Source organism: Sporosarcina jiandibaonis, assembly GCF_013184495.1.
Classification (GTDB): Bacteria; Bacillota; Bacilli; order Bacillales_A; family Planococcaceae; genus Sporosarcina; species Sporosarcina jiandibaonis.
Window position 1 is genome coordinate 479,497 of the sequence record NZ_JAAOIY010000001.1, and the last position, 23,314, is coordinate 502,810.

The following is a 23,314-nucleotide window of genomic DNA, read 5'->3' on the forward strand; positions in this document are numbered from 1 at the left end:
AAACTTTCTATAATTATTTACCAAACTGCTGAATACGGTGGTCAGTAATCGATACATGCACAATTTTTTGCTCTGTGTAAAAGTCGAAGCCGTAATGTCCGCCTTCACGGCCGATTCCTGAAGATTTAGATCCTCCGAATGGCGTTCTAAGGTCACGAACGTTTTGAGCATTTACCCATAGCATTCCCGCTTCAATTTGGTGCGCTACGCGGTGGCCACGTTTAATATCATTTGTCCAAACATAACCAGCAAGTCCGTAATCAATGTCATTTGCCATCTTAATTACTTCTTCTTCATCTTTAAACGTCATCACTGCCATAACTGGTCCAAAGATTTCTTCTTGTGCAACGCGCATGCTATTTTCAGCATTCAGGATGAGTGTCGGTGCAACAAAGTTACCCGCTGCAATTTCAGCTGGAATATCTCCAGTAATAACTTCTGCGCCTTCTTCTTTTGCGATGTCCAAGTAACCCTTTACTTTACTGTAATGACCTTTATCAATTAGTGGTCCTACTTCTGTCTCTGGATCTAACGGGTTTCCAAGTTTAATATTGGCAACACGCTTTTTCAATTCTTCAACAAACTCTTCTTTGATGTTTTCGTGGATGAATAGTCGGGAGTTTGCTGTACATCTTTCTCCATTGAATGAAAAGATTCCCCATATACAAGCGTCTAATGCGCGATCGAAATCAGCGTCTTCAAATACGATAATTGGTGATTTACCGCCAAGTTCCATCGAGCAGCTTTTCAGTGTATCAGCACTATTTTTAATAATTGTAGAACCTGTCGTTGTTTCACCTGTAAATGAAATCAGTTGAACATCAGGGTGTTTAACTAGTCTATCTCCCGCTGTTTCACCGTATCCGTGAACTACATTGAAAACACCTTTCGGTAGATCAGCTTTATGAATGACTTCAGCTAAAAGGTTCGCGGATAGTGGAGATAGTTCCGCCGGCTTTAAGACTACCGTGTTTCCAGTTGCAAGTGCAGGCGCAACTTTCCATGTTTCTAACATGAATGGAGCGTTCCACGGTGTAATTAGTCCAGCAACGCCTACCGGTGCGTTAATTGTATAGTTAATAAACTCATCATCTACTTGGTACGCATCGCCAACAAGACGGCTCTCTACCATACGTGCATAAAATCTAAAGTTTTCTGATGCACGACTTACCATATTTCTTGTTTGGCTAATTGGTAATCCCGTATCAAGTGATTCTAGATAAGCAATATTTTCTACTTCGTCATCGATAAGGTCAGCAATTCGATAAATGTATGCCATTCTTTCTTTTAGCTTCATCGTACGCCATGGTCCGTTATCAAAAGCTTCTCTTGCAGCTGCTACTGCTTTATCAATATCTTCCGCACGGCCTTCCGCTGCTTCGTTAATTTGCTCGTTTGTGAATGGGTTAATGTTTTTAATTGTTGCCCCGCTTTCACTTGCAACAAATTCACCATTTATATATAAAGAGATATCTTTTTGAGTTTCGTGTTTTAAAGAGGTTCTTTCATGAACTGACGTCATATCTATCACCTAATTCTCATTTATTTTGATTGGACTTAAAAGACAACGTATGTCTTTTAAGTCCATAATTATGCAATTATTTTGCCAATGCTTCTTGAGGTAGGTTACCATTTTCTATCAATACTTGACGAACTTCTTCTTGCAATTCTTCAGATGGCAATCCTAAAGGCATACGTAACTTTGGAGTAATTTTACCCATCATGCCGAGTGCTGCTTTAGCAACTGTTGGGTTTGTATCCTTAAACAGTACATCGTTTAATGGCATTAATTCAAAGTGAAGATCTTGTGCTTTTGCAACATCTCCTGCCGCCCAAGCATTGTAAAGTGCTGCTACTTTAACTGGTTCAACGTTTGCTGTCGCACTGATGAATCCAGCTCCGCCAATTGCAAGCATTGGGTAGCAAAGTAGTTCGATTCCTGAGAATAATAGGAAGTCTCTTCCACACTCAAGAAGTACACGGTTTACGTGCTCAAAGTCTTTGTTTGATTCTTTTGCACCAATAATATTCGGGCAATCTTGTACGAGACGTTTCATTGTGCTTACTTCCATATTTACAGCAGAACGACCTGGGATGTTGTAAATGATAATTGGAATTTCAACTGAGTCTGCTACTGTTTTAAAGTGCTGATAAAGTGCTTCTTGGTTTGGACGGTTGTAGTAAGGCACGATAACCATTGCTGCGTCTGCACCAAGCTCTTCCGCGTACTTTGTAAGTTCCATTGTTTCGTCATGGTTCGTGGAGCCTGTACCAGGTGTGAAGATAACACGCCCATCAATTGTTTCTTTTGCAAGTTCCATAACCCTTTTTCTTTCTGCAATTGTCATTGAACTTGGTTCTCCGCTTGTACCTGTTACAGAAATTCCATGGCTTCCACTTTCAATTTGCCAGTTAACTAATTCTTTAAACGTTTTTTCATCAATCGCACCATCTTCGGTAAAAGGTGTAATAACTGGACAAATTGAACCTCTTAATTTCTCTCTAGCTTCTGTGTATGCCAAAATAATCTTCTCCTTCTATTTAGTTAATATTCGTTTTAGATTCCTGTCGAAATAAATTTTGTTTCCAAAAACTCATTTAGGCTATCTGGTCCGCCTTCACGACCTATTCCGCTCTCTTTAACCCCGCCGAATGGTCCTTGTACAGATGTGATCAGTGCATCATTCACACCGACCATTCCGTATTGGAGAGCTTCGGCAACTCGAATTGAACGGCTTAAATCATTTGTGAAGAAATAAGAAGCTAAACCATATACAGAATCATTCGCGCGTTCGATGACCTCTTCTTCTGTTTTAAATGTAAATACAGGTGCTAACGGTCCAAATGTCTCTTCATAAGCAACAATCATTGTTTCGTCTACATCAGCGATTACCGTAGGTGCATAGAAGAGCCCATTTTCATAGCCGCTAATCGTACATTCTTTTCCGCCTGTAATAAGGGTAGCTCCTTTATCTAAAGCATCTTTTACTTGGTCTTTTACTTTTGTCAAGCCGCCAGCATTCGCGAGCGGTCCAAAATCAACTGATTCATGCAAGCCATTACCAATCACAAGTTGCTCAACTTTTTCTTTCAGCAACACTAGAAATTTATCTTTAATCGATTCTTGAACATAGATTCGATTTGTGCAAATACAAGTTTGTCCGCTATTTCGAAACTTACTTGCTACTACGCCTTCAACAGCTCTTTCTAGGTTAGCATCCTCAAAGACAATAAATGGTGCGTGACCGCCAAGTTCCATGGATACACTTTTCACTTGGTTAGCTGCCTTTTGCATAAGCAACTTTCCAACCTCAGTAGATCCGGTAAAAGTAAGTTTGCGGATGCGGGGGTCTTCTAGTAGCTGATCTCCAATTTTCGAAGAATTACCAGTCACTAAATTTAACACGCCTTTTGGCAAATTAGCTTGCTCTGCTAGTTTGAAAAACAACGTAGCGCAACCAGGCGTTTGACTATCCGGTTTAAATACAACCGTACAGCCTGCCGCTAATGCTGGAGATATTTTTCTTGTTACCATCGAAAGCGGAAAGTTCCAAGGCGTTATGGCAGCAACAGGTCCAACAGGTTGTTTAATTGTTTGTAATCTTTTTGATGCCATTGGAGACGGAATAACGTCTCCATATGATCTTTTGGCTTCCTCGGCATTCCATAGAATATAATCAGCGGCACTTTTCACTTCTGTACGCGCTTCACGCAGAGGTTTTCCCATTTCCTTGGAGATTGTGTGTGCAAATTCCTCTTCGTTTTCCAATAAAAGCTCATACAGACGGACAAGGTACTTGCTCCGTTCAACAGCGGGCGTTTTTGACCATGGTTTAAATGCTTTATATGCAGCATCAATCGCTTTTTCTGTATCACGGTCATCTCCATAAGAACCTTTGCTAATCGCTTCACCAGTTGCTGGGTTAATCACATCGTAAAATTGTTGTGAAACTGGTTCTATCCATTCGCCGTTAATATAGAGAAGATGTTTTTTTTCTAATGCTATTGCAGGCATATGCATTCACAACCTTTATTTTTTTTCGTGAAGTCTTACTACTGTAGTTCTTGAAGTTCCTGAAGTCCTTGAAGTTCTCTGTACTGTCCCTTACTAAATAGCAATGGATCGTGTGATTCAAGCTTAACGCCTGTAACCTGACCTATGAAAATCGTATGGTCGCCTGCTACAATTCCACTTTGTACTTCACATGTAACAACAGCTAAAGAATTTTCTACGGTTGGCAATCCTTTATAGGTCACAAATGAAACATCAACATCTTCCTTATTTTGACCCGCAAATTGCATTGATACTTCTTTTTGATCCTTCGATAAAATATTAACTGCAAACTTACCCGCCTTTTTAATATGGTCAAGCATTTTTGCTTTTTCATCAACACTAATTGCTATAAGTTTCGGGTTTAGAGAAATTGACATAAACGCATTCGCTGTCATTCCATGGATCCCATTTTCGACTTCTGTTGTAATAACAGTTACACCAGTTGCGAAACTGCCCATCGCATTACGGAACAATCTATCATCGATTTCATGTTCTATTTTCGTCATTTATTATGCTCCTTTCTAGCAAGTTATCATACTTGGATTGTAGGTTTTGCTGCTCTATTTAAGAATTCTTGCACTTTATCTTTGTACGGCTGTTTATTAAAGTTATCGTAATACATATTTGACATTCTTACTGGGTCTCCGAAGAAATAATACTCATAAAGAGATTGACGGTTACCAAATGCACTAATTGAAATATCCCAAGCAAGACGGAATAACTGTACTTTTTCTTCTCCGTTAATATTTGCACCTTGTGTATAACGGTGAATAAGCGGTCCGATTTCGTCGTGGCTAAAGTCAGCTTCAGTTGGCAGTGCCATCAAGCCTGATGCACCTAAAATTTTAATGATTTCAACCATACGCTGATACATTTTAGGGAACCAGTTACGTGCTGCGTTTAATGGTTCGAAATCAGGAGTCATATTGCCATATTGGTCAATTGCTGCGTTATGCTCTGCTCTGAACATGTGGGATTTCATTACTTCAAGAATAATCATAATTTCACTAGCTTTTTCTTTAACGTGCATGAATTTATCAATCCCTATTGATTCCATCATACTTAAAACCACGCCGAGAACAAATTCAGTTTTCACAATATGTTTGGATACAACTTGATGCGTCATGTGGACAACCGCGTTTGTTTCGTTATATGTACGGTTACAAATATCTGTGCTTTCGCATACAAATACTCTTTCCCATGGAACAAATACATCTTCAAACGAAATAATTGCGTCTCCTTCATCAAAACGTGCACCTAGCGGGTGGTCCCATTTACTTTTGCCATAATCAAATGATTCACGTGATAAAAATTTCAAACCAGGTGTATTATTTGGAATTGCAAAAGCGAACGCATAAGGATCATCTGTATTTCCTGGTGTTCTGTTTACAGTAGAAGGGAAAACAACAAGTTCGTCCGTAATCCCGCCTAAAGTTGCAAGTAAACGACAACCATTTACGATAATCCCGTCGGATGTTTTCTTAGTAATACGTGCTGATAGGAACGGATCGTCCTGCTCTGATTGTGTGAGCTTCGAACGATTCACTTGAGGATGAATTAATGTATGCGTTAAGCTAAGGTCGTTTTCGCGTGCATATTCATAATAATCTACAGCGTTTTTCGCGAACTGATCACTACCGCCACCGGCTTGTGCAAAGAATTGACTCGCCGTTCCGAAAGCCATGACACTTGTATTCAAGTAGTCTGGTGAACGTCCCATCATCCCGCCTGAAAAACTAGCCCACTCAGAATGCATTTCACGTCTTCTGAATAAATCTTCTTTTGTTTTAGGAGCGATAAATGAAAGTCCTACTTTTTTTCCTGATGTGGGTGATGTATAAAGCATTTTATCAGCCTTTTCGTGTTGCAAATCATAAAGACCAGCTACACTTTCAACAACATTTTTAAATGCTGGGTGTGTTGTAACATCTTCTACTTTCTCACCGTGAATCCAAACTTCTGTTTTCCGTTCTTTCAATCCATCAATATATTGTTGTCCTGTACGTGCACTCATTTACTTCTCCTCCTTGTTTTTACAAAAATTGATGATAACGTTTTCATTCATTAGCATGAATGATTTAGAAATTCTTCTTCTATTAAAAGATTAGTAATCCTCTGAACCTTACAGATATAATCATATACCAAATCATATATGATTTCAAGCAGTATTTTCACAATTCATTTTTATGTTAACAAAGACAATACTTACTTTTTAAATCTTTCATGAATGTTGTTTTGCCTGTAATTAAGCGTTTCACTGAACTCGACAAGTTCCATTGATAATGCTAAATAGCGTTCATCCATTAATGTTGAGAAATGCTCTTTAATGACTTCAAATAGTGCATCACAAGCTTCTTTTTTTATTTCTTCAGGACGCCCGGCACCAATTTTAAATACTGCGTGAACAAAAGCATCATCTTCAACGCCATCAGCCACTCGGTAATCACTTAGTTCAATTGCTCTTGAACGAATACCGCCAATTGGGAAAATCTCGCCACGTTTAATCAGAACATGGTGGATTTTTTCGAATAGACTTGCTAGATTCGCCTCTTCTTTAATATTATCTGTGTACTCAACAATAAAATGTGGCAAATGAATCTTCCCCCTTATCGATTTGAAAATACTTCGTCACCGATAATCGTGTTTACTAAACGACCGACCCCTTCAACTTCGGTAACGACAACGTCACCAACAGCTGTATCGACAGATCCTTTAGGAGTACCTGTAAGAATGATGTCATTTTCACTTAGTGTCATAAAGCTACTTAGATATTCTATAAGTTCGCCAACACCGAAAATCATATCCGCAGTTGTTCCTTCTTGCACTAATTTACCATTTACATGCGTAGTCAATTTTAAATTCATTGGATCTTCGATATATTTTGCATCGACAAACCATGGTCCCATTACCGTACACGTATCGCGGTTTTTCACACGTAAGTTTGGACGGTAATAGTTTTCCAAGTAGTCTCTAATCGCATAATCATTTGCAGTACTATAGCCTTTTACATAATCTAAAGCATCTTCTTTTTTAACGTTTCGTGCTGTTTTACCGATAATGACTGCTAATTCACACTCATAATGCATATACGTCACGTCACCTGGACGACGGGTTTCTGCATTATGTCCAATGAAAGTGTTTGGACCTTTCAAAAATACAAGTGGTTCTGTTGGAGGCGCAAAGGCTAATTCTGCTGCGTGATCCGCGTAGTTAAGTCCTAAAGCAAACACTGTACGTGGTTCCACTGGTGTAAGCCAAGTCACCTCGTCCTCTTTAACGATGCGCCCGTCATCTAATTTAAGATTTCCCTCCCATTCAGTAGCTTCATGAATGGATCCGCCATATGCGACACGTGCTTTTTTCATTTTATAGCCTCCTGTAAGAGTTTCTTTTCAAGGACAACTTTATTTTCCAAGCTACCTACGTTTTCTATTTCAACTCGGATATTGTCACCAACTTTCACTACCGGTGCATTTTCTGGAACACCTATTAACAGTACGTCGCCTGCGCTTAATGTCATATAATCCGTAACATCTGCGAGTAGCTTTGCAACCGGACGAATTAGATTCTCTGTATTGTTTTCCTGGCGCAGCTCATCGTTAATGAATACACGTACAGCCAAATTGTCTGGATTCGCTACTGCCTCACGGTCTACAATCCACGGACCTACTGGACAAAAACCATCACGTGATTTATGTTGAACAGCCGGACGGTAAACGCTTTCATGCGGTACGCTTACATCGTTAACAACTGTATATCCTGCAACATAGTCCAATGCTTCTTCTTCACTTACACATGTTGCTCGCTTGCCGATGACAATTCCAAGTGCTGCGCCAACTTCAAGCTCTGAAATTTCTTCTGGCATTGGTATTGCCCCACCATAACTATTAAATGTATTTGCTGGTTTAATATAAAGAATAGGCGCAATTGGTGGTGCATTATGCGGCTTTTCATTGACGGCCTCACCCAAACTTTCGAGTGCACCCTTATAATTTAACAATGTACCGAAAATCGTACCCGTAACAGGGATATCCAATTTAATATCATTTGCATGATAATCATTTCCATCTAATGCGAGCGTGTTTGTTTCTGGATTCACAGCCACTTCAACTAATTCATGCACACCAAGCATTTTAATTTTTGCTATACTCATACATTTCACTCCTCCAATATCGTGTATTTTTTAGTCCTGCAACAGAATAGATATGCAATAAAAAGGAATTGCAACAAGGATTATAGCCCGAGCATCTGAAGCTCCCTTGTCCTATTCCCGAACTGCATTCTTTAAATCTATTTCCTAACTCACAACACAATCATATATCATTTAATATATGATTACAAGGATTTATCTGATTTTTTCTGATACTCTTAATCGTGCAAACTTGGAAAGCGGTTTCAAATCCAGCAGGTTTGAATATAATTTTCAAACAAAAAGATGAGCACAGCGGTTATTAACACCGCGCTCATCTTTTTCTACCCAGACCCTGAAAGTAATGCGGCCTTTTGTCAAAGTGTTAATTTTCCAGATGCGATAAGTGCCTTTAAAACAAATGTCAACTCTAGTAACGTTCCTGACCGCTTTCTTCTACAATAAAATATTGTTTTTAATTGTTACCGGGATGACTTGTAAATCCTCTCCAACAATGACTTCTCCGTCAAAGAGATCAGCCGCCTGTTTTTTTGTTTTTTCTTTATTAATATCTGGTAAAAAGTGTGTAAGAACAAGCTTTTTCACACCAGCTTCACGGGCAATTTCAGCGGCCTGTTCAGGTGAACAATGTTCCTTCTGCAAGTTTTCCCATATTTTTTGCAGCTCTGGATTCGTCGTATTATGATAGACGGCTGTTGGCGCAAGGCACGCATCGATAACGAGAAGATCGGCGTCTTTTGAAAGTTCTACAATCGCTTCTGTTGGTGCGGTATCTCCTGAAATCACAATTATTTCTTCTCCAATTTCAAACCGATAGCCATATGTTAATACGTTATGAACCATTTTAGCAGCCATTATTTTCATCTGAAGTCCGCAGTCGATTTCGCCCGGTCCATCGATTTCGATAATATTGACATCTAATACGCCGTTTCCCGGGCGCCCTAGTGAAGTTCGGTAAGCTATATCATCTTCAAATAAGTTTATAATTGTGTCGTGAAATTGCCTCATTCCTTTGGGACCAACAACCGTTAACTCCCTGCGACCAAGACCCCATCCGCCTAATAAAAATTGTCCGTAGCCAAAGATGTGATCTGAATGCAAATGAGTCATGAATAAATAATTTATCTTTTCTGGCGGAATACCCGCCTTCAACAATTGCGTTGTCGTTCCTTCCCCGCAATCAATTAGGATATGCTGATCTCCAGCTGTCAACACTTGCGCGGGTCCTGATCTTTCTAAATCTGGTCGTGGACTCCCTGTTCCGAGCATCGTTACTTGTAATTTATCCATTTTTACTTCCCCCTAAATATTCACATCAAGTTTAATTAATTACATTGTTCTTGCTAAATACACAACCTTACGCTATTGGAGCCGTTGAAGCTGTCGTAGTAATTGATTTTTCTTTTTTCCCTGTTTTCTTATCTGGATTCGTAAAGATTAAGAAAATCACACTAAAAATTAATACGAGTGAAGCGGCTAACACAACCGAATAGTTAAAACCAAGCTCTACGTTATCTCCTGCCAATTGAACAACCTTACCTGTCGCAAGAGGACCGATAATTCCAGCCAAGTTTGCTAATCCTATTAGCATCCCTGACGCTAAACCTTTACGCTCTGGAAGCAATTGATTGGCAATTTGTGGTGCAATGGAAAATATTGTATTAACGAGCATTAATCCTAACCCTAAAACAATCACTGCCCCTATCGTTGATGTTATGATCGTCGTTGAGAAAAAGGCAATCGATCCCAAAATCAAGCAAATACCTACTACAACTACACGAGACTTCCGATGGCTTTTGGTTTTCTTCAGCACACGGTCTGACAACATCGCAACACCAATCGAACCGAGTGAAGTAAAGATACCTATTCCTCCGACAATATAGCCCATTTGCATTGGTGATACTTGAACAATTTCAGTCAAATACGTTGGCATCCAAACAAACACCCATGACAGAACCCAAAAAGCAGAAAAGAATACTAAAGTAGTTAGGGTGAAGTTGACGGAAAACAATAACTTAGAAAATTCCGCCCATGTAAGTTTGGGCAATTTCACTTGTGATACATCCTCTACTGGTTGTTTAGGCTTTTCCCGACCGATGATTATCCATAAAATAACCCAGACAAGACTAAGCATTCCTAAGAACCCAAAACCTATACGCCAACTGTAACTGTGAATAAGAAAAATTAGAAGCGGGGCCATCATTTTAGCGCCCATACTCCCACTCGTGACGAGTGATGTAGCGAATGCCCGTTTTTCAGGTGGAAACCATTTACTTATATGGCTAACTGCTACAGCTAAAAAGGGACCTTCAAAAGCACCTAGAAAAACTCGAGAAAATACCAGCAATGGCAAACTATAAATAACAAATGCCCCAAATTGAGAAATCGTCCAAGCAATTGCCATAATCGTTAACATTCTCTTTGTTCCTATTTTATCTGACAACATGGCACCGATAATTCCAGCAATGGAGAATAGCCAATAAAAACTGCTTCCAACCATTCCGAACTCCACAAAACTAAGACCTAAATCTTCAATTATTGGAAGTGCTGCGTATCCTAAAATTGCTTTGTCTGAATAATTGATTATGTACATAAAAAATAATAATACTACAATAACCCAACGCATTGGAATTCTCTCAGAATATAATCCTTTACTCAATTGAAAACCTCCCTTTATCTTCTGTTGTTATCTATCGAAAAATTAAAGCTAGATATTTTCCGAATCAATATATTCAGCAAGTTAATGCAAACTAACATGATTTACAAAGCTCGGAGGATTTCCAGGCTTTATTTCACAAAGATTTGAAAGCGTTTACAATCCTCTTTAAAAGTATAATCTGAACGTAAATGAGTCATAAACAAGCATTTTATACTTTCTGGTGAAATATTTGCTTTCATTAACTGGGTGGTTGTACTTCTTTACAATCAATAAGTATGTGTTTCTCTCCGACTGTCAATAGTCGGGTTGGACCACATTGTTCCAAGTCCAATCCCGAGCTACCTGTACCTGGGAATTCTGACTTTTAAGTTATCCGTTTTATTCCCCCTCACATTTCATTAAATTTTAAAAGATTTTTTAAGCAAGACTCAAATACTCACTGACTAATCTGAATCATAACTCTTTCATCCATTTCAGTCAATAGTTTTTATTAATCTTTTGAAAATATCATTTTTTCTTACAATACGGTCCTATTTCCATTCAGTTTATCTCACTTTGGAATAAAGTATGAAAAACGAGTCGTTCATTAACTGAGCTGTCCTTCCTTTCCCGCAAGCAATAAGTATGTGCTGGTTTCCAACTGGTAATAATTGTGAGGGACCAAATCGTTCTTTTCAGACCTAGGATTACCTGTTCCCGGCATTGTTACTTTTTATTTTTACTTTCTACCTTCTTAATCCGGTTTGAATCATAACCCTTTTACCCATTATAGAAAATGGTTTTTTCAACTTTTTCATTTACAATCATGAATCAATAATTATTTTCTTTTTCACTATTTTATTATGAGTTTTTCAGTATGTTTTTTGTTTCTTTCGTAACTTTTTAAATTAACCGGATGATTATATGACCAATACGGATTTAAGTTGTATAATGGAAAACAGTAAATTGTAAGGACGGAGAATAAAATGATAAAACAATTTAATCAAGCTTTGTCACAAAAAGAAAAAAGTTTAAAGCTACTATACGGATTAATAAACGAGCGTGGGCCAATTTCAAAAAGTGATTTAATTGCAGAAACTGGATTAACCCAAACGACTTGTTCAAGGCTTATCGACGAATTAATCAATCATGCGTTAATTATTGAAAGTGGTTTTGGCGAGTCCAGTGGCGGACGAAAACCGTATCTATACGAGATTAAGTCAGATATATACCACCTGATCGGGATTGACATTTCTCGCAGGTATACGAAAATATTATTAATGGATCTCAATTTGAAAGTAAAAGCCGAGGCGCGATTGAAAATGAATCAAACAAGTACTCCGGACGTTATAATCGATTTTATCGTAGATGAAGTTAATGAAATGTTAACTAATCACCAACTTCAAACAAAGGATATATTAGGGATTGGAATAGGGGCGATTGGACCTTTAGATCGCGAGAAAGGAATCATTCTAAATCCAGTTCATTTCCCTTCACCTGGATGGGTGAATGTCCCGATTAATGACATGTTAAGTGAACGGTTAGAGATGAAAGTGTTGATCGATTACGGTGTGAATACTGCTTTACTTGCTGAATATCAAAATGAGTTTATTAAAACGCATCGTAATATTGTTTACGTAATTAAAGGAGTCGGGAGCCGGACGGGAATAATTATGGATGGTCGGTTAGTGCATGGGTCCGATAAATTAGGGATGTATGGTCAAGGGCACATGATTGTCGATATTCATGGACGTAAATGTATTTGCGGAGGATACGGGTGTGTTCAAGCATATTCTTCGATTAGTGCGATTAAAAATGATGTGATCAATAGTTTAAAGCAAGGAAAAAACTCGATACTTGCAGATAGATTCGTCGATTTTGAGGAGATTCAATTTGAAGATATTTGTCAGGCAGTAAATGAAAATGATTCATTATGTTGTGAAGTAATAAAAGAAGCGGGCTATTACACTGGAATAGGGCTTTCTAATGTAATTAATGTGCTTCATCCCGACTTGATCATTTTAAGCGGGCCAACGTATACAGATATGGATTTATATTACGATGTTGTGACCGAAACGGCCTTTAAGCGAAGTAAAGTTATTTATCCAGATCATGACATTAACTTTAGCCGAGGAAATCTTGGCGAAAATGCGACCGCAATTGGCGCTGGTGGCATGTTATTAAGTTCCTACCTAGAATAAAACATAAAATATTGCTCGTTAATTGCCGACGCATTAACGAGCATTTTATTTTCCACTTTAAACCGAAACGGTAATAAGTATGCTACAATGAATTTAATAATGATTGGTGACAAAAGGAGGTGAATAAATGAAAACTAATTGGAAGTTATTATGGGAGATCTTCGTGACATTTTTTAAAATTGGACCTGTAACCTTTGGCGGAGGGTATGCAATGATTCCTCTTATAGAAAGAGAAGTGGTGACGAAAAAGAAATGGATCAAGCCCGAAGATGTAACAGATGTCTTTGCTGTTGCCGAATCCGTCCCAGGTGCAATCGCAATTAACTCCGCTACGTTTATTGGGTACCGAATTGCAGGCCCACTCGGTGCAATTGTTGCCATGGCTGGTGTACTCATCCCAACATTTTTTATCATTATTGGATTAAGCATTTCCTATCTTTATTTTAACAATAATCCAAAAATGGAAGCCGCTTTTGAAGGAATTAGGCCCGCGATTGTCGCTTTAATTACTTTTGCTGGTTACAAAATTGGGCAAATGGCGATTACCGATAAATCAACTTTAATCACAGGGTGTATAACTGTTGCGGTCTTACTGCTCTTCCCAATTCATCCCGGGATTATTATTTTGAGCGGTGCCGTTATCGGGATATTTCTTGTAAAAATAAAAGAGAAACTAGGACATAGAATAGATTTGGGTGATTAAAAACCCCTTTACTTTTTCTATAGGAAAGGCTGGTGAACGAACCACATGATCCTACTTGAATTGTTTAAAACTTTCTTTACCATCGGTTTAATCTCCTTTGGCGGAGGTTATGCTATGATTCCTGTAATTGAAATGGAAGTAACTTCGCATGGATGGATGACGATACAAGAATTCACTGATATTATTGCAATTGCCGGTATGTCTCCTGGACCAATTGCTACGAATAGTGCTATTTTTGTCGGGTACCAAACAGCGGGATTTGCTGGTGCAGTTGTATCTGCACTTGGAATGATATTGCCTTCATTGATTATCATTTTAATTATTTCCACGTACTTTATGAAAGCTAATAAACATCGAACTGTACAATCTGCTTTTTATGGCTTACGTCCAATTATTGTCGGGTTGATTCTTTATGCCGCGATTAAATTCGCCGTTTCCAATGAATTAATTGGAACGATGTCTCTTCACACATTTAGTTTATTAAGCATTTTCGCCCTATCGCTTCTCGCATTAATAAAGTTTAAAATCCATCCTGCATTTGTTATTATTATTGCTGGAGTTGTTGGAGTTACTTTTTATTAATATTTTTCGTCCGACTCAATTTTAAGTAGTAATTATCTATGATTGAATCATTGCAAAAACTAAAAATTTAAATAAACGACAGTAGATGGTTCTTATAATACCGGTGCAAAGAATTATTATAGATCAACTTGCTAGGGAGTGTGGTACGCTAACACCGTTAATAACTGTATATCCTGCAACATCCAATGCTTCCCCTTCCTTATGCATGTCGCCGCTTTCTGATGACTATTCAAAGTGCTGCACTAATTTCAAGCTCATTATTCTGGCATCGGTATTGTTACACCATTTAAATGTATTTGTTGTTTAATATATAAAATTGACGGTGGATTATGTGGTTTTTCGTTAACAGCTTCACTTAAACTTTCGAGTGCCCCTCTATAATTTCACAACGTATCGAAAACCGTGCCCTTAATCGGAACTTCCAATTTAATGTAATTTGGCATTATAATCATTTTCATCAAGCACTATACTTTTCACTCCTCCAAAATTGCACTATTTTTAGATTCAACAGAGTGAATCATACGGACAAGAGGGACTGCATCTCATTTGTTTTAGAATATCGGTTTGTAATCTAAATATCATAAGTCGCTTGTCCCATACTCAAACTGTATTTTAGTACACAACCTCTTTACTCAAGACACAATATATGGTTACAATACTCTAGCTGATTACTCCCCCTACTCTCAATCCTTCAAATTCAGTTAGCGCTTGCACAGCCTGGAGTTGCCAACCATTCTCTTTTCTATCTTTCTAAACAGTTCTAACTCATTCTTTTGATCTTTATCGAGAAGTGGATGAAAGAGATTATTATACCACTTCTATCATAAGTACCCATTACAAACAATATTGCACAAGTCTACAATAACTTGATATACCCCATATAATAAGTCATCATTGACGGATTCTTGTTTTAACACTTATCAATCATTCAGGTTTATCGCATAGTCTCTGTTGTTGGAATCTCTTCCATTTCGACGGAATCTTGCACTTCCGACACTGAACTAGAGGCTGTTTCGTCACTAACCTGGTTTTTCCTATTTAGATCTAAACCATATATAGCATGTTTTTCCTGGACTAACAACAAAGCAATTCCACCGAGAAGAGCCGCGATTGCAATCGCGCCAAAGTTAAACTGCGGTTGTAAGTTCATCGTTAGTAAAATACCGATGAATACTGGGGCAATGATTCCGCCGATCCGACCAAATGCCATCGTACTGCCAATTGCGGTAGAACGTATTTCGGAAGGATAATATTGTGAAATAGATGCACTCATTATATTTTGTACTCCTAAGGAAGCTGCGCCAATAATCGCAATTAATAGATACATAATGATTGTATTTTTCGTAAAACCTATCAATCCTAATCCAATAGCCCCCGCAAAGAAAAGCGGTACAAGCACTTTTTTAAAGCCCATCTTATCAACGAGATTCCCAAATACAATCGTGCCAATCAATGCCCCAACTTGTAGAACTACTACGAAAATCAAGCTTGAACTCAGATCAAAGCCAGCCTGCATTAGTAGTGTTGGTAACCATGTATTCATTGAAAATATGAGAATCATAGCAAAAAAACAAGCAAACCAAAACATAAGCGTACTAAATGCTCTTTTATCTTTAAATAATTTACCTATAGGTGAACCCGCTTTTGGCGCTGTTGGTAGCTCTAGAACTACATCAACCGGAATTGAAGGATCAATTTTCATTAAAATTACTTTTGCTTCCTCGACTTTTCCTTTTGATAATAAAAAACTAGTCGATTCCGGTAAGTATTTCATAACAAACGGAAGTAGCAACATTGGGAGCCCACCGAGCCAAAAAACAGGCTCCCATCCTCCTACCGGTAAAATTGCACGACTCACTAAAGCGGCGACTATCGCTCCAACCGAATAACCAGCAAACACTAAAGAAACCATTCCCGTACGAATTCGCTTCGGCGAAAATTCTGTCATCATCGCTATAATATTTGGCATGATTCCACCCATACCAAGTCCAGCTATTAAACGAAAAATAATAAACATTGTAGGTCCAGTTGTAAAACCAGCAAGGAACGTAAATAGACTGAACAATATCGTACTAAAAATGATCAATCTCTTCCTACCAAATTTATCCGCAGCCATACCAAGTGTAGCAGCACCGACGGCCGTACCAGCTACGGTATAACTTCCAATTGCCCCGGCTGTCACGTCAGAAATCCCCCATGCGTCAATTAATGATGGGACGACAGCACCGTAAATCACCATATCGTATCCATCAAATAAAATAATGAGAAAAAGCATCAGTGCTAACAGTAAGTGGAAAGAATGAACACGGCTTTTATCAATTACTTGCATTGGATTAATTGATTTCATGAAATAAACTCCTTTTGTAGTACTATTATTTTTATATCTGGGTATTTCATTGGCTGCCGAGTGGGCAGATTTACAAATTAGGTAAGCACTTTTAAATGCTTTCATAAATGAAGAAACTTCAATATTAAATAAGCCTAACACCAAAGAATCCGAAAGCTCTGATTCGCAGAATCAAATAATATTATGAAAGCGTTTACACGCAACCGGCTAAGTGAAGAGTTTAATTGGAAAAGTTTCTTAGGAGCAATCATATATCATTTGATATATGTTAGCAAGCGAAATTTAGAATCATTTCTATAGTCCGTATACACTGAGTCTTCCGCCTCCATCTTCTAAATTGGAATAAAGTCCTCTTTCTTTTTATTAAATAATTTAAGATATGAAGTATTAACCCTAGGCAGAGTTTAACTCTAATAATTTCATTCAGGAAAACAAGAAAAACGCCAACCAGACTCTGTAGTCGTTTTGAACGCATCTCATGCGGTCAAAAATACAACTGGTCTAATCGGCGTAACATTATCTAGTAATCTATTCTTCAATCTGAACTATTGTCGTTTGACAATATCGTTGCTATTGCTGAGGCAATAACAGAAACTGTACGATTCAACTCCGCTTCACTATTTCCTATTCCACCTAATTCAATCAGAACAATTGACGGGTGAAGATCTTGATTATATTTCCCGTCAACGCCCGCCCCGCCTTTCGGGATTATACTTCTTGTAATTCCGGGAACTAGCTTTTCCATTTCATCTTTTATTTGTTGAGTTAATGCACGATTATGTTTATGATTCGGATGCTCCATCCCGACTACGAATGCAACTTTCGCATACTTTTCACCTTGATAAACCGCAGTCGTTTTATCCGCCCCAACCGAATCTCTGTGCATATCAATAATTAGATCATAGTCGACCTCTTTAATTTTTTCCTCCACGTATGGACGGATTGATTTGTATGCTTGATTAAAAGTCATGCCACGCCTATTTAGTTCAGCCATATTATCAATAGGCAAAATATCTGTTTGAATTTCATTAAATGCAAGCTGGGTTTTTAACTTTTCTCCGAACTTAGCGATATTTTCCGACTGATGTGATACTGAAATTTTTCCATTCTTCTCTTTAGTCACTGGTTTGTACGCTTCGTGATTATGCGTAAAGTAAAGGAGTGCCTTCTTTTCCACGGTTTCAGCCTCTTGTTTTTTCCCTTCAAAAACATTGGATGCATAAACGATAACAGGCTCGTTTATAAGCTTAGGCGTATTTGCCGATTCGCTGTCAGGAAGGAACTGTATAAATACCGGGAATAAGAATAAAAATAGAATTAGAGAGCTCCAAATCTTTAGTGTTTTTTTCAAATTGCATCCCTCCGTTCTCCAACTATATGCTTTGGAAAACGAATCAATGCCTATTTTTTAATGCGTTCAACCCATCCAGATAAGGAACTCGATAGAGCGTCTGCGTATAACGTTACCCAAGAGTCAATTTCTTTTGGCGATATAAATGTTCTTAACTCTTGTGTCGTTAAAACTTCTTCAAACAATTTTACACGATCTTCATGGGACCATTCTGACCACTCGCCAAAAATCGGTCGCAATGTTGAACGATCTGCTTCTTTATTGGCGGAATGCAACCATGGAGTGACAGACAATCTAGACGAAGGGCTATTCTCTTCTTCGATTTTGGATGCTATATAACCAAACATACGGTCAATGGCATCTGCTACAAGCACAGGCCCATCGACAACAGTCGGGATACCTATTGCGATAACGGGCAATCCAAGCGTTTCCTTAGAAAGTTCCTTGCGGCTATTTCCAACACCCGACCCTGGGTGAATACCTGTATCCGTCAATTGAATCGTTCTGCAAAGTCGCGATGAATCACGAGCCGCAAGGGCATCAATGACGATCAACAAACTCGGTTTGATCTCTGCCACGATTGCCTTTACAAAATCGGCTGTTTCTAAACCCGTTTGAACAGTAACGCCCGGTGCATAAACATAAATTTCACTTCCATCCTCTGAATAGTAATCAGGGACAATTTCTTGTAATTTGTCAATCAATATAGGGCCGACCGCATCAGGCGTTACATCCCGATTTCCTAATCCGATAAATAAAATCTTTCCTTTTACGATAGAAGGTTCATGTTTTAGAATATCGTCCAATTTTTCAATTAATACATTCGATAAAGTATTTATCTCTTCCGCGTCTTGAATAGTCAGTGTCGGAACTGTCAAAGTCACGTATGTGCCTTTTTTCTTTCCAATTCGTTCTTCACCGACTTCATCAACTTTAACTTCTGTTACAATGATTCTTCCTTGTCGCGTTTCATTAAAATCAATCCCGTTCGCTTCTTTAAGTCGATTCTCTTCTGATTCCGTTTGATGCCGAACCATTTCTTCATTTTCAACAAGAAGGTCCGTTCGATAGTAATCAAGATTACTCATTAAATCACCTCGTCTGTAGTTTGTACGAAGTGTGCCGCAAATATTCTTTTTGTTAAATTATTCAAGCCGTTCATTAATTGTTTTTAATAGCCAAAACAACTAAACAAAACTTATGATGCCATTTCTCAAGATTTTTTTATTGCAATTTTACTCTTAATTTGTTAAAATTACTGATGTTATGGAAGAGGATTCGATCTTATGAATGAATGCTTTTGCCCTACCTGAAATTGGAGGTGAATGATTTGCCAAATATTAAATCAGCGATTAAAAGCGTAAAACAAAACGCAAGTAAAAACGAACGTAATTCACATGCTAAAGCAACAATGCGTTCTGCTATTCGTAAAGCTGAACAAGCTATTGAAAACAAAGAAGAAAACACGACTGAAGTTGTACGACATGCAATTAAACTAATGGACACTGCTGCACGTAAAGGCCTAATCCATAAAAATAATGCTTCACGCCAAAAAGCGCGTCTAACAAAGAAAGCAGCACTATAATCACATGCAATAGAAAGACCGTCCTTCGATAAGGACGGTCTTTTCTTATTTCATGCACGCAATGGATCCATTAAAAACAATTCCAATACACGTTCGCGTTTCCCGCTTGTCGACTTCAACTTATAATCAATAGCAGCAAGCTCTTTAATAATGGTTAACAACCGATTCTCATTCGGGATATTTCGATTTTCCAGCATTAGTTTTACCCGATAGGGATGAACTTGCAGGGTTTTAGCAATTTGTTGTTGCTGATATCCTTTTTTGCGCAATGATTGAACATGTATCATCAACCGAATATGCCCAGCAATTAATGAGGTTAACATAATAGGTTCTTCACCATTTCGAAGTAAATCATGGTAAATCGAAATAGTTTTACCGATATTTCCTGATACATATGAATCTGTTAATCTAAAAACATCCATTTCTGGAGTTCTAGGGACGAGCAATTCAATTAGGTTATCCGTTATTTCGCCTGTCCCGCCTAAGTAGGTTGCCATCTTGTTAATCTCGGCTGATAAAGCCAAAAGACTATCCCCCGACATATTAACGAGGCCTTGGGCAGTTTCAGCAGTAATGTGAACGCCATTCACCTTGGCTTGGTGTTGAATCCAGGTTAATAAGTCTCTTCCTTGCAGTCGATTGGCCTCAATTACTGTCGCAGTTTTCCTCATTTTCTTCGTTATTCTCTTTCGTCCATCTAAATTTTCAAAAGGAGCTATAAAAACAACAGTTGCAGTCGGAGAAGGATTATCAAGCCAATTTTCCAGTAATTCAATGTTATGCTCAACCGTATTTCTCTTTCTATCTTGTCCGCTTAAAAATGATGCATTGCTAGCAATAATCAATTTATGATCTTGCAAAAATGGCAATGTATCGGCTTCCTCGATTACTGTCTCTACTTCTGTTTCTTCGAGATCGAAACGAATGACCGAATTTTCATCAATATCTGGTATAGCCTTAATTAACCGCTCAATTGTCGAATCAAAAATATGTTGTTCTATGCCCATTAGTAAATAAACGGGATCGATTTTTCCCGAAGCAATATTTTTCCAAGTTGCATTCGCCATTTCTTCACCTCTAGTAACTATGTATTATTAAGTATACATTAATAAAAGTATCTGTTTGAACAAATTGTGTCATTTCTCAAGGATTGTTGGATAAAAGATGATAAACATAGATTTTTCCCCCGGAATCAATTATACTATAAATGATATATGGGAGGTGTAGCAATGAATGAGTTTGAACATGATGTACAGTCAAAACGAAATGATTTCGTTGATTCGGCCGTCGGCTTTGTCGTAGCATTTGTAGCCTTCTCTGCTATTTTTGTTATTGCTACAGTTATTGACTTTATAGCAAGTTAATATTTTCAAGCGAAAAACGGACATGCTTTCCTTTACGGAATTGCTCGTCCGTTTTTTATTTTGAAGATGATGTAACTGAATATTGACCGTCTCTCACTATAATAATAATTGAACCATTTTTAGAGGTTTCCAGTACCGGGGTATTGTATTTTGAAAATATATCGAGTACCACGGGATGAGGATGCCCATACATATTTTTACAGCCGGCTGAGATGATTGCTAATTCAGGTCGGAGAAAGTCGATAAACTGATCAGAACTCGACGTTTTACTCCCATGGTGCCCGACTTTTACTATCATCTTCCCAAAATCATTCGTCTTATTTCTTCTTAAAATTTTTTCTTCCGATTCAGCTTCTATATCACCGGTGAATAAAAATGACAGACTTGCAGTTCTCATTAATAAAACGAGAGAACTATTATTTCCGGCATAATCGCCTTTTGGCGGGTTGACATATTCAAAAAATATGTGATTATCCCCCCAGAAAACACCCTCTTCCACTTCAATGAAAGGAATATTTTTGATTTCGGCTATATGATTAAGATCTTCCATCTCAAGTTCCATTCGACTGCCAGGAGATATATGAATTTCACCGACTCGAATTTCTTCCAGCACTTCGTCCGCTCCTTCCATATGATCCGAATCGGCATGTGAAATGATTAGTTTATCAATTTTAGAAATTCCGCGCCCCCTCAAATAAGGAACCACAATTTGGCGTCCTACTTCAAACTGTTTGCCGGGCATTTTCCAATTATCATTTCCAAATGTTACTGATCCTCCCGTATCGATTACATAAACAGCGCGCCTGTGAGGCAATTCAATTACTATGCTGTCTCCTTGACCTACATCCAGGTAGGTGACGCGCAAAGAGCTATCTAAATAAGGCAGGAAATGGATTAATAGTGCGGGGACTAGGACATATGCCAATGAACGCAATAAGTTTTTTCCTTCTTCATACCGTAGAAAAAATATTAAAACGCCAATGACAGCAAAAACACCTTCGACAGCTCCCGGCTTCCCCGGTGTCCATAGCTGATACGGAATTGAAGAAATCCAACTTGTGCATATGAGAATATACTCTCTGAATGGTTCATAAAGAGTAAACAAGCTATGCGCAAATGCAGGGAAAATGACTGTCATAATAAGCAATATTATATTCATTGGTAAAATAATAACTGAATAAATCGGAACATAAAACAGATTCACGATAAATGATGACAAGGAGAGTTCATGAAAATGTAACAACAAGATCGGATAGAGGGATAATTGGCTAATTAAAGTGACTATAAATGAAACCTTGATAACGGAATTTGTTTTAGATAATATTTTTGAAGATAAAACCAATGATAATGCTGCTAAATAAGATAATTGGAAACCAGGTTGAAAAAGAACGAAAGGCTCATGCCAAATGAACATAATTGCACTTAACGCGATTGCATTATCCAATCTGATTTTCACGCGGCCAAAAGTTGTTAATAAGACAAAAACTGTCACAGATACCGCACGCCATACAGAAGGGGCTCCCCCCGCCAGTATTGCATAAATCGGTAAAAGGAAAATGAGTAACAGATTCAAGGTTTCTCTCCGTAAATTTAGGCGAAGTAGAAGTTCTCGCAACATGAAGGTTAATAGTCCTACATGAAGGCCAGAAATTGCAAACAAATGTGTAATGCCAAGCCTGCGCAAGACCCTGCCCTCGTCATCAGTCATCCCGGTTCGATCGCCGATCAACAGGGCTTCTGCTTCGGTAATTAGTGATTCTGGAAATTCATTTTGAATATGCCGCTTAACTGTTCGTCTATATGCAGCCAGACGAGAATAGAGTGTGTTCTTAACTTCAATTTGTAAAATGGCTTCCGATTCAAATATTCCGGATGCACCATACATTTCCAAATATTTATCCATGCTGAAGGAATATTCATGTGAAGGAATATCGGGTGTTAGATATTCGCCTGTCAGCGTAAAGCGTACGGATGGTAAATTGAGTTGTTTGAATTTATTTTTTTCGTCTTCAGACTCAAATCGATAAATGGCATAAACCGATTTTCCATTAATTGTTTTAGCAAGACCTTTTATAGAACCGCCATCAATTTTTGCGGTGTCGGACCATGTTAAGGTTTCTGTTTCGATTCCGCTGTTAATCATTTCTGGGAGTGTAGCTGAAAAATACAAATAAGAGAAAAAAGCAGCTATAACTGCGAGGATAGGTGTGAGGAAATCTTCTTTTCTGCGAAAAAAGATAGGGAGTAAAACAATATTAACAAACAACAGATATACCGATCCGTATGCCGCAAATGCGGATACGGCAACCGGTATGGCAATATAAATAAAACTTATTCGA

Annotated in this window: 20 protein-coding genes; 5 read left to right on the top strand and 15 right to left on the bottom strand. The window is 38.2% G+C overall.

Going from position 1 to position 23,314, the window contains the following annotated elements; translation table 11 throughout:
- Positions 1–13: 13 nt before the first annotated feature.
- The 10 genes from hpaE to G8782_RS02435 form a co-directional block, all read right to left on the bottom strand.
- Positions 14–1,522 carry a 5-carboxymethyl-2-hydroxymuconate semialdehyde dehydrogenase gene (hpaE, locus tag G8782_RS02390; RefSeq protein WP_172369304.1) on the bottom strand — a complete coding sequence of 503 codons (1,509 nt, stop codon included), beginning with the start codon at positions 1,520–1,522 and terminating at the stop codon, positions 14–16.
- Between the two features lie 76 nt (positions 1,523–1,598).
- The gene (gene hpaI, locus G8782_RS02395) at positions 1,599–2,522 is read right to left on the bottom strand and encodes a 2,4-dihydroxyhept-2-ene-1,7-dioic acid aldolase (RefSeq protein WP_172369305.1); all 924 of its coding nucleotides are present in this window, start codon (positions 2,520–2,522) and stop codon (positions 1,599–1,601) included.
- Positions 2,523–2,557: 35 nt separating this feature from the next.
- Positions 2,558–4,015 (bottom strand): NAD-dependent succinate-semialdehyde dehydrogenase, encoded by a 1,458-nt coding sequence (locus tag G8782_RS02400; RefSeq protein WP_246231524.1) that lies wholly within the window; start codon positions 4,013–4,015, stop codon positions 2,558–2,560.
- Positions 4,016–4,053: 38 nt separating this feature from the next.
- Positions 4,054–4,560 carry a flavin reductase family protein gene (locus G8782_RS02405; protein WP_216667747.1) on the bottom strand — a complete coding sequence of 169 codons (507 nt, stop codon included), beginning with the start codon at positions 4,558–4,560 and terminating at the stop codon, positions 4,054–4,056.
- Positions 4,561–4,586: 26 nt separating this feature from the next.
- Positions 4,587–6,068: a 4-hydroxyphenylacetate 3-monooxygenase, oxygenase component gene (gene hpaB / locus G8782_RS02410; RefSeq protein WP_172369307.1), complete on the bottom strand. Its 1,482-nt coding sequence runs from the start codon at positions 6,066–6,068 to the stop codon at positions 4,587–4,589.
- 191 nt (positions 6,069–6,259) lie between these two features.
- A complete protein-coding gene (locus G8782_RS02415) occupies positions 6,260–6,646 on the bottom strand; it encodes a 5-carboxymethyl-2-hydroxymuconate Delta-isomerase (protein WP_172369308.1) in 387 nt (128 codons plus the stop codon).
- Between the two features lie 14 nt (positions 6,647–6,660).
- Complete coding sequence (locus G8782_RS02420) at positions 6,661–7,419, bottom strand: fumarylacetoacetate hydrolase family protein (RefSeq protein ID WP_172369309.1); 759 nt, start codon at positions 7,417–7,419, stop codon at positions 6,661–6,663.
- On the bottom strand, positions 7,416–8,207 hold the full coding sequence (locus tag G8782_RS02425; RefSeq protein WP_172369310.1) for a fumarylacetoacetate hydrolase family protein: 792 nt from the start codon (positions 8,205–8,207) through the stop codon (positions 7,416–7,418). The genes G8782_RS02420 and G8782_RS02425 overlap by 4 nt, the downstream gene beginning before the upstream one ends.
- Positions 8,208–8,639: 432 nt before the next feature.
- A complete protein-coding gene (locus G8782_RS02430; protein WP_172369311.1) occupies positions 8,640–9,494 on the bottom strand; it encodes an MBL fold metallo-hydrolase in 855 nt (284 codons plus the stop codon).
- A gap of 67 nt (positions 9,495–9,561) precedes the next feature.
- Positions 9,562–10,863 carry an MFS transporter gene (locus G8782_RS02435; protein WP_172369312.1) on the bottom strand — a complete coding sequence of 434 codons (1,302 nt, stop codon included), beginning with the start codon at positions 10,861–10,863 and terminating at the stop codon, positions 9,562–9,564.
- Positions 10,864–11,828: 965 nt separating this feature from the next.
- Between G8782_RS02435 and G8782_RS02440 the strand changes: the two genes are divergently transcribed.
- The 3 genes from G8782_RS02440 (at position 11,829) to G8782_RS02450 (ending at position 14,328) form a co-directional block, all read left to right on the top strand.
- Entirely contained in the window at positions 11,829–13,043 is a 1,215-nt protein-coding gene (locus G8782_RS02440; protein ID WP_172369313.1) for an ROK family protein, read from the top strand.
- A 127-nt stretch (positions 13,044–13,170) separates the two neighbouring features.
- Positions 13,171–13,746 carry a chromate transporter gene (locus G8782_RS02445; RefSeq protein ID WP_172369314.1) on the top strand — a complete coding sequence of 192 codons (576 nt, stop codon included), beginning with the start codon at positions 13,171–13,173 and terminating at the stop codon, positions 13,744–13,746.
- A gap of 45 nt (positions 13,747–13,791) precedes the next feature.
- Positions 13,792–14,328: a chromate transporter gene (locus G8782_RS02450; protein ID WP_172369315.1), complete on the top strand. Its 537-nt coding sequence runs from the start codon at positions 13,792–13,794 to the stop codon at positions 14,326–14,328.
- 934 nt (positions 14,329–15,262) lie between these two features.
- Here G8782_RS02450 and G8782_RS02455 read toward each other — a convergent pair.
- The 3 genes from G8782_RS02455 to gpr all read right to left on the bottom strand — a co-directional run bounded on the left by G8782_RS02455 (position 15,263) and on the right by gpr (position 19,114).
- On the bottom strand, positions 15,263–16,675 hold the full coding sequence (locus G8782_RS02455) for an MFS transporter (protein ID WP_172369316.1): 1,413 nt from the start codon (positions 16,673–16,675) through the stop codon (positions 15,263–15,265).
- A 535-nt stretch (positions 16,676–17,210) separates the two neighbouring features.
- Positions 17,211–18,026, bottom strand: coding sequence for a stage II sporulation protein P (gene spoIIP / locus G8782_RS02460; protein WP_172369317.1), 816 nt, complete (start codon positions 18,024–18,026; stop codon positions 17,211–17,213).
- A 50-nt stretch (positions 18,027–18,076) separates the two neighbouring features.
- Entirely contained in the window at positions 18,077–19,114 is a 1,038-nt protein-coding gene (gene gpr, locus G8782_RS02465; RefSeq protein ID WP_172369318.1) for a GPR endopeptidase, read from the bottom strand.
- A gap of 242 nt (positions 19,115–19,356) precedes the next feature.
- On the opposite strand from gpr, the gene rpsT reads away from it, so the two are divergent.
- Positions 19,357–19,611, top strand: coding sequence for a 30S ribosomal protein S20 (rpsT, locus tag G8782_RS02470; protein WP_172369319.1), 255 nt, complete (start codon positions 19,357–19,359; stop codon positions 19,609–19,611).
- A 50-nt stretch (positions 19,612–19,661) separates the two neighbouring features.
- Here rpsT and holA read toward each other — a convergent pair whose 3' ends face one another.
- The gene (holA, locus tag G8782_RS02475) at positions 19,662–20,678 is read right to left on the bottom strand and encodes a DNA polymerase III subunit delta (protein ID WP_172369320.1); all 1,017 of its coding nucleotides are present in this window, start codon (positions 20,676–20,678) and stop codon (positions 19,662–19,664) included.
- Positions 20,679–20,840: 162 nt separating this feature from the next.
- Here holA and G8782_RS02480 point away from each other — a divergent pair, with 162 nt between their 5' ends.
- Entirely contained in the window at positions 20,841–20,975 is a 135-nt protein-coding gene (locus tag G8782_RS02480) for a YqzM family protein (RefSeq protein WP_172369321.1), read from the top strand.
- A 55-nt stretch (positions 20,976–21,030) separates the two neighbouring features.
- Here G8782_RS02480 and G8782_RS02485 read toward each other — a convergent pair whose 3' ends face one another.
- Complete coding sequence (locus tag G8782_RS02485) at positions 21,031–23,241, bottom strand: DNA internalization-related competence protein ComEC/Rec2 (protein ID WP_172369322.1); 2,211 nt, start codon at positions 23,239–23,241, stop codon at positions 21,031–21,033.
- Positions 23,242–23,314 lie beyond the last annotated feature (73 nt).